Origin of the sequence: Lysinibacillus mangiferihumi, from assembly GCF_003049665.1 — a bacterium.
GTDB lineage: Bacteria > Bacillota > Bacilli > Bacillales_A > Planococcaceae > Lysinibacillus > Lysinibacillus mangiferihumi.
Map to the genome: position 1 here is coordinate 1 of NZ_PYWM01000057.1, position 12239 is coordinate 12239.

Genomic DNA, 12239 nt, shown 5'->3' on the forward strand with positions numbered 1-12239 from the left:
TTGAACTTTGGGATTATGTAAATTGGTTTAACAACATTCGAATTCATCAAACACTTGGATATCTGACGCCAGCGGAGTTTAAGCAACAGCCCTTATAAATTTTGTATGGTTTTGTGTTGACATTCCACATCTTTTATACTACTTGGCAAGTGTAACGTTTAAACCCTTTAGTTTGATTAATCTCGTGTTTTTCGTCCATATGACATCCATAAGTGGTCCTTGTAAGTAAAATGTCATCTCGCCTATTCTCGCTCTAATTTGCCATAATATTAGAATAACGCTAATACTCCTTGATGGTATAACCTTCATGAGTTTTTAATTCAAAATCAAGGATATCTTTAACTGTATACGATTTAAAAACCATTATATCCTTGTTTATATCCACGAGCTTGTACAATCTCTTTAGTTTATTGTCAATGCCATGTCACAAGCCCCTCTCCCATATAAAATGTCATCTCGCCTAGTTATCGTATTTTTTCACAAACTAAGTATTAAAACATGATATCTTGAGAGTACAACCATTATGAGCCTTTATTTTTAAACAATCTGTTTTTTTCTTTCCACTGCAAATATATCTACATATATGTTTATTTTCAACTTCATAGTTTACAATTCAATATATAAAGTTGATACTGAACGTTTTAATACTCTACTTATTTAATAATCGTTGTTGTTCTTGATACCAAAATTCTTTAACTCCTTTATCCCTTCTTTTAGCAAATTTTTTATTCCAAATGTAGTCTGCATACTCTTGTTTTGTAATAGTTCTATTATCAACTTTATCTTTTAATTCTTTCATTTTCTTAGAACTCATTTGTTTTGGCGTAGTTGGATGCTCATTTAAATCTAGCCCTTTTGTTCTCTCTGCTATAACATTTTTTGCTTCTTTTACATGAGGGATATAAGAAATTTCCTTACTAATTTTGGACATACAAACAAGGCTTATTCCTCCTCATAGTTTAAGTTGGAATAAGCCTTTGAAAGTTTTTCAAGTGTTTATTGTATTGTAAGACCTTGTCACTAAAATTGTAATTCTAGTCTTAATTTTTTAAGTATTATTTCCTTCAAAGTTGTTTAGATATTCTTCCAAGAATTTTTTATCATCTTCATCCTCTGGTAAAAGATTTAGATACTTGTGCTTCCAAATAATTTGTCTTTCGTAATCGTCAGCTTCAGACAAATCTTCGTAATCATAATTAATTTTAAACTTACCATCACTATTGAAAATCATTGTAAGATTTGTCCAAGGCTCTTGATCATTATTTTTAAATTCGTACCATAGCTCCTTTAAATCATCCAATAATTGTCTCCATAATTTCTTATAATCCTCTTTTTCTATTTCGTAAAGGTCTGGGATATTATGACTGTGTACAGGCGTCCTACCGTTCTCAGGATAATAATAAAAGAATGCGGTACGTACATCCTCAGTAATTTCACCGTATACATAAACCTCTGACCATTCTTCTTGTATGGTTTCTATTACCGTCTGAGCAATGTTATTATAAATGCTTCCTAACTTATTTTCATCCATAGCTACTTACCTCCAGGTTTATTTTCAAACTCTTTAAGCTGCCAATCGCCCTTGCCAATTTTGTATTCTATATCAAAACTAACCGGTCTTTGTGAATCACCTTTGTAAATCGGCTTTATTTTCACCTCTACCGTCTTTCCTTTTTCTAGCTGTTTTGCCGACATGTTCTCTAGTTTTTTCCACTCTCCTTTATTGAGGTTACCATTCATAGGCACAAGATTATCCAGACTACCTGAACCTTTAAAAATACTTGCAATCAAATGACCGCCCTCATCATCTGGCAAACGATCTTCTCGGCCCGCTACTTTTTGGGCATGATTATTTCTTTTCCCTTTACCCAGTTCAAGGTTACCTTCACAACTTGAAATACGACCTTTACTATCTGTTTTATAAGTATGGCCTTCTTTAGTAGTATATTCTACATTCTCCTTTAATACCTTTCTACGTCCATCTTTAGTATAATGATCTCCATACTTAACTTTGATAGGATCTTTACCTGTACCCTTAGGCTCTTCACTCTTTACAGGTAGCTTTGAATCTTTCTTTGGCATTGGTAGTGTAACTTTCGATGATCCTGTTTCACCTACTGCCTTTGGTAAGCTATTTACCTGAGAATTACTTTTTTGTGGTTCTTTATACGCTACTTTTTGTTGAACATTGTTGATTGGGTTCGGTTTTTTCTGTGCTGTTACTACCTTCTGACCACCTGTTGATGTTGGCGGCTTTGTCGGTGCTACTGCCGCTGACTTCTGACCTGTTGTTGGTGGTTTTGTTTTACTTCCTTTCTTTCCAGCATTAACAAAACCTTCAACTGCTGCTCCTCCAATTTTCTTTGCACCTTTGACTACCGGTCCACCTACGATACCCGCTGCGGATACTGCTCGTTCCCATTTATCTAGTTTCCGACCAGTAATTGGATCTTTCCCGACAATTGCTTCGTAGGCAGATTTGACATTCCCAAGACTGGAATAAAGTCAGCAGCGGTTGATATAGCTTCTATGACATTAACTTTTTTTGCAGCTACTGCTACTTTCTTCGCTGTCTTTTTAACTACCTTAACTGCCTCTTTTGCATACTTTTTGCCTTTTTTAACAGCCTTTTTCCCTGCAAGCACTACTTTTTTCCAGCTCGTTTAACCTTCTTGACCAATTTGCTCTTGGATAGTTTATTTTTCAGCTTCCTGGCTTTTGTAAAAACCTTACCTATCTTTTTCTTCTCCTTTTCTACAACTTTCTTTTTAACAGATTTGGCTGCTTTTTTAACGCTCTTAACAGCAGGAATACTGCCAAAGAAACTGCCGACTGCTCCCAAGAAACCTTTACCTTTACCCTTACCCTTCTTCGCCATTAAGCACCACCCCCACCAACAGGGATACTGCCCATGACGTCAAGTGCAGATTCAAGGTCCGCTCCGTCTCCCGATGTATTCGACACAGACACTGGCGCTTTGTTCGAGCCTTCCATTGTCACAACCTGTCCCTGCATATCCGTATTACCTTCAAGGACAATACTGCTAGATCCACATGTCAAGTGCATAGATTCTTTTGCGCTCATCGAGATACTTTTACCCACAAAGGTGATATTATCATTGGCTTTTAGTGTAAGTGGATGCTTACTATGTACTTCTATTCCGCTTTCCTGATGTAGCTTTAGGAAAACGGCGCCTTCTTGTGCAGTAAACGTCACAGATTGCGGGTCTAGCTTGATGTCCTTGCCTTTTGGTGTACCCCAGTAGGACGTTTTGGGATCGGCTGTTTTTTGGTTTGAGTCCCCGCCCTTTCGTACACTGTGGCGAACAATGGCCGCTCCCTCCCGGTGTGTCGGGAATGCAAGATGAACGCTATCGCCTTCCTCTGGTGGGCTGTAAAAGCCGCTATGTCCTTCTGGGTATAAGGCGTAGCAAGTGAGAACCATGTGGCTTCTTCCTTTTTTTGTGCCTCATCAATAGATAAGTGCAGGCGTACTTGATCCTTCTTAACTTCTAATACCTTACCCTCAATCGCTGTGCCTGTTAATAAAGGAATACTTAGTCTCCCATTCAAAGATAAAAAAAATTTGTTCTATTGGGGTGTTGACTTTGTCACAATGAAAATAAACAGCTCACACACCATAAAAAAGGTTGTATGAGCTGTTTAAGTTAAATCCAAGCTTTTAACTTTTGATAATAACTATGTTAATAAAGCCATTTTAGTTTTTGATTAATATATTGTGTTTGATTCAAGTTTTTCTTTCTTGTTCTTCTTCTGTTAATTCAGCTATATCTACCCTACTTAAATCCCACAACTTATTCTATTTTTTAGTGACTATAATCAATAGACTTCAAACGTTTAGGTTGATGATGACGAATTAAATTCCATATCCCAAATGGATTAAAAAATAAATCATCTTCTTCAAACATTGTACAGTTTTCTTTTTTTAATAAATATATAGGAGCATTTGGGTCTAAGCTAAAAGTTTCCCCATCATTAATTTTTGGTTTTTCTATAAGGCTGTATAAACAAAATACTTTAAACAACTGCTCAACCTCAGCCGCTGTGATTCCTTCTGTTGTTGTTATAACATCAGGATATCCAAAATTTTGCATGCCAGTAGTGTAAAAGAAATTATCATCTCGAGACATCTGAATAAACGCAGTGAATACTTTTTTAATTTCTTTATTATTTGTTATATCCAGCCAATCTTTCTTTGTGCAAGCTCTTCCAGAAGATTCAACATTTACTGCAATTCCACCAGCATGTAGTACTGCACTTGCAACTTCCATGATTCTTAATACATTTTCTAAAGTACCTCCTTCACTAATAATATACACAATGCTATCATGTTTTTTCAGATTATTTATATCATCTTTACTAAATGATCCATTTCCAGCTATTTCAAAAGCCTCGGCAACATAATTATTATAATCACTAATTTCGATTTCAAAGAATTCGTCTGGCTTCTCAAAATTGCCAATATGCTTCCCAAAATATATATAACCATTACCTTTTTTAGCCATAGCTTCTTTGAATTCATTTCTGGTTTTCCAAAATCCAGGTATACCCAAAATAATTTTTGGTAATTCCATTATAATATCACCTAGTATCTTAAGTATTATTTTTAAAACTATTTTTATTTTAGCTCAACTTTTCTAAGATTGAATTAACTTTTTCTAAATATAAGTCTGAATCTTCCTCTTTTATCTCAAAAAGAATTCCTTTAATTAATTGTTTTGTGGGATCACTTACATTTTCTAATGCATTGATATATGATATTATCAAATTTTCTGAGTTTAAAAGTGTCCGATGAATTCTCTCAGCCCAAAATTCTGCGTGAGGCAACATTTTAGGTATACTAATAGCAAGTTTATATAATCCTTCTTCCCTCCCAGATTTTTCAGCAATATAAAATATTGTTTCAATAAGGTAGTCGCCTGCCGAAGGTTCTGCAATATCATCCTCAAAAATCGTACAAAGATCAGGAATTATATCATTCGTCCCTCTATGTGATAATTCATTAAGAATATTTTCAAACTCTTCAATATCGTCACCTTCATTTTCTAGAAAACGCATTTTGTATAAAATAGAAATATATTCTTTGGATTTCATTATATTTTACTCCGTTCTACCTTTATTCCTTCTGCTTTTCAAAAATCTTCACGTTTTTGTTTAAGAATTCTCCTTGCATCATTTATATCAAACGCTAGAGCATCTCGTGGCTTCAAAGACATGTATAAATCAAAATCTTTTTTTCTTGATTTTGGATTCAATCCATATGTAAAGGTTCTCCGATGCCTTCCCCCTTTTCCTGAATGCGGATGCTCTAAGAACATTGCATAACTTTCTTTAGTATCAATCCCAAACTCTTCTTGCATATATTTATTAGAAGGCATATGGTGACCCGTTATATCGTCTGCTTTTTCATTAGGAAGCTTTCCAAAATGCCCGTGTTTTAGCTCATTCGGAAGTAATTTGTCGCTAGTTTGTGGTATATTTTGCTTCTTATCCTCTGCAAATTTTTTATATCGTTCTTGAACCCTTTCTTTCATTTTATCATAATCAGTTTTAACCGCACCCTTAGTTCCCTCAGCAGGTCTATCTTTTGCTGGTGGTTTGGAACTATTCGATGGCTTTGGATTCGGCGATGTTCCCGTATCTTCTATTCGGCTCATATTCACACCGGCTAGCTCAAACGGCGGTGTTCCTAACTGACGGAACTGGTCCTTTACTTCGGCTACTTTTACTGCCATCCCTGCAATTGGTATCATCGCTCCTAAGGAGAGGGCTGCATTTACCTTGTGCATTCAAGCCATCTGCTACTTCTCCATACACCGGTATTAGCCCTGCATCAGATTACTTTTCAAGCACAAACTTCTTTGGGTTAAGAAAAAACCTTGAAAGGCATAAAGCCAATCAAGGTCAATCAAGGTCAATCAAGGTCAATCAAGGTCAATCATCCAGATTATTTATTCGAAGTCTTCAAACCAACAAGTAAAATATTTCACGCTTTCATTAAAAAAATTATACTTGGATCATTGATTTCTGAACAAGCTGAAATTCTCCCTTTATCCCAAGACCATTTACTTGATATCTTTTCAAGTATTTTTTCTGCCTCTCCCATATCAAGAACATTTGATGTTTCGAATATCACATGTAACCTTAAACCATCCATCAATTTTCCAATATGGTTCACTTAAACACACATTGTATGAAGTAATATAACTGTCGATCTTTTTTATAAAATCATCTAATATTATCAATGCCCTATCATTATCCTGACATTCTACAAATAAGCTAATTTTAAACATAATACCTCCATTTTAAGTTAGTATGAAAGTGTTCCATCAGGTACAACGTTAATACATTTCTTACTATTTTTCATATATTTCCCCACTCTTTCATTCCTTTTTCAAAAAGGACCTTTAACTCATTTATTTACAAATTTATCCATATATCTATTAAGTTTATTCTTAATTTAACTTCTTTCCCAGGAATTAAGTGAAAACTCCCTTTATTAGGTAAATTCGCCTTTGTCATTGGATTTATAACATTATTTTGGTAGTCTTCCGTTCTCTGTTGCTTACGCTTGTAATATCCCCCATCAATCATAATCAGGCATCAGTAAACTTTACTGATTGTGGGTTAAGCTTAAAATTTTTCAATTCCAAACATACAAAAAGACTTATTCCTCCTTAACATTTAAGGTGCAATAAGTCTTTAAAATGTATTAGCCAAATTTGAAAGCGGAAATTATTTATATTTAAATGCTTATGTTATTATGAATGAGGCTCATATAAACTGTTCAAAAATTTCGAAAAGCTGGTTGCTATAAGCCTAATATGTTGTTGCTCTAGTTCACATCCCTCTTTTAAATAATCAAAGTAATCCATCTCGCAATGATAAATTGATCCTTTATCACTCCCGTCTAATGACATACATATTAAATTACTCCGAGGATCTTCACCTATTGGGAAAAAATTTTTCGGTATTATTTTCCCCAAATTATATTGTTGATACTTTTTTTCTAAATCAACACCATCGTTGTCTATAAGCGGAAAAAATAACATGATGGAGGAAATTATATTTCCTTCTTTTGTTTCATCGCTTGTTTTAAATTTTCTTCTTTTATTAGTTTTCCCTCCATTATTAACTAAAAGAAACTGTTTATAGTCCTGAGGAAGTGAACATTTATATTTATTTTCAAAAGCATTAATATCTTGTATACTAATAGGCTTGAAAGAATACTCAAATTCAATATTCATTTTTACCTCCTAACAATATTTTATTAGTTCTTTTCTTTAATACTCGTCTTCATCATAATGAAGCGATTCTAGTAAATCTGTAAAGGATACACATACAAGTTCAATAGCATCTTCATCATCTTCTTCATGATTGTAAAAAACTATCGAAGGCGAATGTTTATCCTTCCTATAGTCAAAACACAGCATATTTCCAGCAGAGTCAGTTGCAAATGGAAATACGTACTCTGGTAAATACTCAGAGATAAGACCATAAACTGTTTCTATTTTAGGATTTCTTGTAAAACTTAGTAAATAACCTAATGTTCCCTCTCCATCATCAACAAAGTTAAATATATTTGGTTTAGGACGACCACCATTAAATTTCATTATACAATCTTTATAATCATGAGGAAAACTAATTCCAAAAGAATCTTCAATTTTCTTGATGGTGTTTTCATCTACTGGCTCATGTACATGTTGCCATATTATTTTTTCCATTAAACCATCTCCATAATATGATTTTTCATTCTTCTTTCTATCTTACCTTTTCGTCCATCAGAGCCACCACCCCAATAAACCCTGCCACCTGTATGTTTTGCTACACTGTGTACTTCATAATCAACAAGTTGCATTTTCCCTGGATCTTGGTGGTGGTTCTATGTATAACCAGATGGTTCCTCACCTAAAATCATTTAATGCTGCTGCCAACCTAGACAGTAGACCATTTCCTATGTAGCTGTTTAAGCTTAAACAAGCGTTTTACTACTAATGCATGAACGTTTTTCTTCCTTTTGTTAGCTTCAACGCTATCTCAAGCCGTTGATACTGGTCTAATAACTCCATTAACCCATTGACCAAAAAGTCGTTAGGGGCATTCTTATGAATGCTGTAAAATGGTTGTTCATTGCTTTTAATGCAACAGCCATATCTCTTCAACTCTCGTTGTATCAGTACCTTGACAATATCTGACCGCCATAATCGACTTGTGTTTAACACCACCACATTCTGTACGTCTAAAAACGAAAGGTGAGCCAACATCTTTTGTAGGCTCACCCTGTCTATCTCTAATGCTTCTTCATTCAGTTTTGCACCACTAATTCCTTCGTCTCTAAAAATATGTATCAGTTTCAAGCTATGTTCCTTGCAGTACGCTTTAATTTCGTCTTCTTGATATTTCAAGCTATATCCATCTCTCGCTTGCCCCTGAGTTGAGACTCGTATATACTCAACAACGTTCAATTTCTCAACCTCCCGTTACGAAAATTAAAATTCATGTAACGTTTTTTAAACGAATAGCGAGTATTATAAGACCGTCTCTAGTAAAAATACAATCCAAAATTAATAAGCCAAAGTCAGTAAAAGAACGCTCTTTCACGTTATCCATTGTTTATCGCCACGAGCATGTACGCTCTCGTTAGTTTGTTAGCCATTCTATGTCCATATGTAGCCCTGCCTTGTAAAATATCATCTCGCCTATTTATCGTACTTGTTACTCTATCCGAGTATTAAAACCAAACTCCATGATGGTACTACCTTCATGAGCTCTCGATTCTCAAACAAAACATTTTCTTATTGTCTCACTCAATTATCAACTGTTTTAATATAAATTAAAGTAAAAAACTTTGAAAGGCATTTAGCCAATCAAGGTTCTTATGCATACATACCTATATCTAATAAAAAATTTATAAAATCATAAGCAAGCAATTAAGATTCAATAGTTGTTCGATCAACAAAATTTTGATTTTCTTTAATAATCATTCTTGAAAGTCGTCTTCCTGCTCTCTTAAAGAAGAATTCATCAGCGAACTCTTGTGAATCAATTTGCGATAGTTGGTTGATAACTACATTTATTTTATCATATTCAATTTGTCCCATTAAATCTTCATTCGGTCCATATTGATAAACCACCCTCTCTTCATCCTCAAATTCCTTCAACATTAGAACAAAAACTGCCATGAATCTTCACTCCTCATAGTTTTTCCAAATTCCATGGTCTTCCAGATTCTATTGTTTTGTCATGAGCTGTTCTATAATTAGTCTGGAATATACCCTCAAATTTCGCCTCAAAAATTTCGTGATGTAATAATTGTATATCAGAATCTACTCGTTTCCCATCTATCAATATTCACCATTCTTGAGCTAGTTCGTAGTCCGGATCAAATCTCCCAACTTCATGATCCTTTATATGAGAGTTATTAAAAACATGATCTTTAATCCTTTGTATTCTAGCAACAGAAAAGCCTCTATTTTTAGCAATTGCATTCACAATCTTGTATGTGGAAACTCTAAATGGAGTTACATAAACTCTTGACATATCCAATGTTAAAGTACGATATCTTGAAGACCAATTATTCGAGTTTACAATTTTTCGTTTGCTTTCACCAATATTGACAGGATAGTTCCCTACTTGTATTAAATTTATTTTAATTTTTATGTTAAATTGAAAAAGGCGAAATGTTAAAGCAACGTTTCTGCCTTTAGCTATTTGTTTACTTTTACAAAGATATCCTTACTAGGTCATCAAAAATACTTAATAGGTCAAAATCAAAATTAGTCATAAAATTGTATATACCTTTCTTTAATAGGTATGCTTTTGTTCTTAAGTAATTGAATCTGTACTAGTTTTATTTTATTTTCTAGAGCCGCAATGAACAAAGCATAATAATCACCTGTAGTTGGATAAGAAAATAAGCCATAACCTTTAGAAGAAATAATTTTGTTCACTTCCCTTATTTTTCCTGGTACAAGCTCATATTGGAATTTACCGAGTTGTTCAAGTTCTTCTTGTGAAGCTAACTCAATATCATATTTTAATTCATAATCCAAGATATAATTCACTATCTCATAATCTTCTTCACCTCTATAATCAAGATAGAGAAACTTCTTAGTATACGTCCCATATTCTAATATCCATTCATAAAGGTCTATCTTTATGTCTGAATTATCTAAACCCTTCAAATCATTTTCATCAAAGATAACGGACACTATATCTTTAAATAACAATTTGGATTTCCTCCCTAAGCATCATTTAATTTCGGAAAAGTTCTCCATGTATATTAGGGATATATTCAGTATATTTTTTCCTATAAAAGCTATCAACAAGTTTCAACAAAGGATCCCATTCAGGATATAATTCAGGATCCCTAATTCTCATTTTTGCTTCTGGAGTATTCATTAAGAAGTCATTGAATTCTTCTGGGATAAGTAGTCCATTTTTCTTCCTTACAAAAAGTAAAAACAAGATTTCATAAGGGTAAAATCCATAGCCAAAATCCCCAAATTCGATAGATTCCCCAATTTCTGAAGCGAAAACCGAATGGAATATAGACATTTTGCTAATTAAAGGCTCTATTTCTTCTAATTTAGTTGTTTTCCATTGGTTTAATACCTCACTATAAATATCTAAATCCTCAGGTATTAATCCATACTCTATATTGGACGATTTAAATTGCTCTCTAACTACAACATTCAAGTGTTGATTTGTCCCCAAAATTTTTTTATCTCTAAATTGCAGATATAATTCTAAAAGGAACCAAGTATGTTTATTAAAATCATTCATATCTATCCAACGACTTTCTATATGCTCAACTATAAAATTATATAATATTTCTTCCTCTTTTTTCCATCCAAACATTGTGAAATGAATTAAAGTCATAATAACTTCTTTATAGGAATATTCTAAAGCCATTTTAGGATATCTGCTTTTATAAAGATTTTGCCCCATGCACTGATGAAAAATAACCATAACTATTATTTTAAAATTTTCTGATTCCTTTTGATGATTAATTAAAACATCCTCCTTCCATTTTGACAAATAATACGATTTTATTGAATCTAAATCTATTAATAAAATATGGTCCTTTTCAACATCATTGAGCTTCACAATATGGGTACTTTCATTTAAACTATCAATATACTCTTCTTCTACATCCTCAAACTTTATCTCAACAAAATTTTCACAGTATCTATTATATGATAATTGCAATTTTTTTAGATTTAACATATATTCACCCCAATTAATCAAGTGGTTTATTCCAATCCTTTATTTTTAATTCTTCTACACCAAATCCTGTTTTAGTAATTTTAATATCTGTTTCTACCCTAATAAAATCTAATTCTAGTCTTGGATTTTCTTTTTAAAGTTTATTGTATTGCTTTTTAAAATCCATATATCTAGAGTCAGAGCTATTTAACATACGTTCAAATTGTTTTTTCAGAGTAACTAAAGTTGGCTGAATTTGAAGCTTTTGATTCTATCATAGTAACTTTGGGTGGCAGTACTTTGGAGAAAAATGTTCCATCTATACCGTTTCTGCCTACTTGGAATAACTCCGATCTTTCGTTGGCTTTTGCCTTTGTCAAATAATCATTCTTACTTATATCATCCATAGATCAAGTTTATCAGTTATACCCTTCCTTGTATCGGTACTTTTTTTATCCATTTTCCATCTGCGGAATAAATCCCTAATAATGGTATCATTACTCCTAAAGAGAAGGCCACATTTACCTTGTCACCTCTTGCATAATAAATCTTCGCTTATTTAGAGTGTGCGTACTTTGATAATTTTTTTTAGATAGGACAAAATTAAAAGGCCTAAATCAGAATTGTTCTCCGATTGCAGACCTTAGCTTCTTCGTTCATTCTTTTTATTTAACTTGAGTGCTAATTTAGTTTACCTGACTTCTTTCATAATCACTTCATACATCGCTTCAATATTCGCATCGACTGGTACCCAGGCATATGTTCAGCGAACCCACCATTAACTATAGGGGGATTCTTATCTTATGCAGTTCTTATCCAGATGTCCCGTTATATACCGTCATTCACCTTATATTTCATCGCTATAATCATATAAAGACGTAAAATGGAATGTCAACACAAAACCATACAAAATTTATAAGGGCTGTTGCTTAAACTCCGCTGGCGTCAGATATCCAAGTGTTTGATGAATTCGAATGTTGTTAAACCAATTTACATAATCCCAAAGTTCAA

At 33.4% G+C, this 12239-nt stretch carries 17 protein-coding genes and 3 pseudogenes; 1 reads left to right on the forward strand and 19 read right to left on the reverse strand.

Features of this window, described 5'->3' with window-relative positions; genetic code table 11:
- Nucleotides 1-98: IS3 family transposase (locus tag C9J37_RS26260; RefSeq protein WP_153063501.1), on the forward strand; the 98-nt coding region annotated here is incomplete at its 5' end.
- 551 nt (nucleotides 99-649) lie between these two features.
- Here the strand turns inward: C9J37_RS26260 and C9J37_RS26265 are convergent.
- The 19 genes and pseudogenes from C9J37_RS26265 to C9J37_RS26370 form a co-directional block, all read right to left on the reverse strand.
- On the reverse strand, nucleotides 650-931 hold the full coding sequence (locus C9J37_RS26265; RefSeq protein WP_201262228.1) for a hypothetical protein: 282 nt from the start codon (nucleotides 929-931) through the stop codon (nucleotides 650-652).
- 117 nt (nucleotides 932-1048) lie between these two features.
- On the reverse strand, nucleotides 1049-1531 hold the full coding sequence (locus tag C9J37_RS26270) for an antitoxin YezG family protein (RefSeq protein WP_107897757.1): 483 nt from the start codon (nucleotides 1529-1531) through the stop codon (nucleotides 1049-1051).
- 2 nt (nucleotides 1532-1533) lie between these two features.
- Nucleotides 1534-2082, reverse strand: coding sequence for a DNA/RNA non-specific endonuclease (locus C9J37_RS26275; RefSeq protein ID WP_107897758.1), 549 nt, complete (start codon nucleotides 2080-2082; stop codon nucleotides 1534-1536).
- A 315-nt stretch (nucleotides 2083-2397) separates the two neighbouring features.
- A pseudogene (locus C9J37_RS29830) lies at nucleotides 2398-2445 on the reverse strand (hypothetical protein); the annotation flags it as partial.
- Entirely contained in the window at nucleotides 2427-2645 is a 219-nt protein-coding gene (locus C9J37_RS26285; RefSeq protein WP_107897759.1) for a hypothetical protein, read from the reverse strand. The gene C9J37_RS26285 and the pseudogene C9J37_RS29830, both read right to left, overlap by 19 nt.
- Nucleotides 2645-2878, reverse strand: coding sequence for a hypothetical protein (locus C9J37_RS26290; protein ID WP_107897760.1), 234 nt, complete (start codon nucleotides 2876-2878; stop codon nucleotides 2645-2647). The genes C9J37_RS26285 and C9J37_RS26290 overlap by 1 nt, the downstream gene beginning before the upstream one ends.
- Nucleotides 2878-3444 (reverse strand): DUF2345 domain-containing protein, encoded by a 567-nt coding sequence (locus C9J37_RS26295; RefSeq protein ID WP_235617253.1) that lies wholly within the window; start codon nucleotides 3442-3444, stop codon nucleotides 2878-2880. The genes C9J37_RS26290 and C9J37_RS26295 overlap by 1 nt, the downstream gene beginning before the upstream one ends.
- Nucleotides 3445-3826: 382 nt before the next feature.
- Nucleotides 3827-4594 carry a DUF4261 domain-containing protein gene (locus tag C9J37_RS26300; protein WP_107897761.1) on the reverse strand — a complete coding sequence of 256 codons (768 nt, stop codon included), beginning with the start codon at nucleotides 4592-4594 and terminating at the stop codon, nucleotides 3827-3829.
- A gap of 49 nt (nucleotides 4595-4643) precedes the next feature.
- The gene (locus tag C9J37_RS26305; RefSeq protein WP_167397445.1) at nucleotides 4644-5114 is read right to left on the reverse strand and encodes an Imm30 family immunity protein; all 471 of its coding nucleotides are present in this window, start codon (nucleotides 5112-5114) and stop codon (nucleotides 4644-4646) included.
- Nucleotides 5115-5152: 38 nt separating this feature from the next.
- Nucleotides 5153-5809, reverse strand: coding sequence for a hypothetical protein (locus tag C9J37_RS26310; RefSeq protein WP_107897762.1), 657 nt, complete (start codon nucleotides 5807-5809; stop codon nucleotides 5153-5155).
- A 631-nt stretch (nucleotides 5810-6440) separates the two neighbouring features.
- On the reverse strand, nucleotides 6441-6614 hold the full coding sequence (locus C9J37_RS29575) for a polymorphic toxin type 17 domain-containing protein (protein ID WP_327440792.1): 174 nt from the start codon (nucleotides 6612-6614) through the stop codon (nucleotides 6441-6443).
- A 167-nt stretch (nucleotides 6615-6781) separates the two neighbouring features.
- The gene (locus C9J37_RS26320) at nucleotides 6782-7267 is read right to left on the reverse strand and encodes an SMI1/KNR4 family protein (protein WP_107897763.1); all 486 of its coding nucleotides are present in this window, start codon (nucleotides 7265-7267) and stop codon (nucleotides 6782-6784) included.
- Nucleotides 7268-7303: 36 nt separating this feature from the next.
- Complete coding sequence (locus tag C9J37_RS26325) at nucleotides 7304-7744, reverse strand: SMI1/KNR4 family protein (protein WP_107897764.1); 441 nt, start codon at nucleotides 7742-7744, stop codon at nucleotides 7304-7306.
- Nucleotides 7744-7893, reverse strand: a pseudogene (locus tag C9J37_RS26330) (HNH endonuclease); the annotation flags it as partial. The gene C9J37_RS26325 and the pseudogene C9J37_RS26330, both read right to left, overlap by 1 nt.
- Before the next feature lie 136 nt (nucleotides 7894-8029).
- Nucleotides 8030-8485 (reverse strand): annotated as a pseudogene (locus C9J37_RS26335) (recombinase family protein); the annotation flags it as partial.
- A gap of 465 nt (nucleotides 8486-8950) precedes the next feature.
- Nucleotides 8951-9202, reverse strand: a complete 252-nt coding sequence (locus tag C9J37_RS26340) for a hypothetical protein (RefSeq protein WP_107897765.1) — start codon at nucleotides 9200-9202, stop codon at nucleotides 8951-8953.
- A gap of 594 nt (nucleotides 9203-9796) precedes the next feature.
- Complete coding sequence (locus C9J37_RS26350) at nucleotides 9797-10249, reverse strand: hypothetical protein (RefSeq protein WP_107897766.1); 453 nt, start codon at nucleotides 10247-10249, stop codon at nucleotides 9797-9799.
- Between the two features lie 25 nt (nucleotides 10250-10274).
- Nucleotides 10275-11249: a hypothetical protein gene (locus C9J37_RS26355; RefSeq protein WP_107897769.1), complete on the reverse strand. Its 975-nt coding sequence runs from the start codon at nucleotides 11247-11249 to the stop codon at nucleotides 10275-10277.
- 892 nt (nucleotides 11250-12141) lie between these two features.
- Nucleotides 12142-12239 (reverse strand): IS3 family transposase (locus C9J37_RS26370; RefSeq protein ID WP_153063501.1); only part of this gene is annotated, 98 nt, incomplete at its 5' end.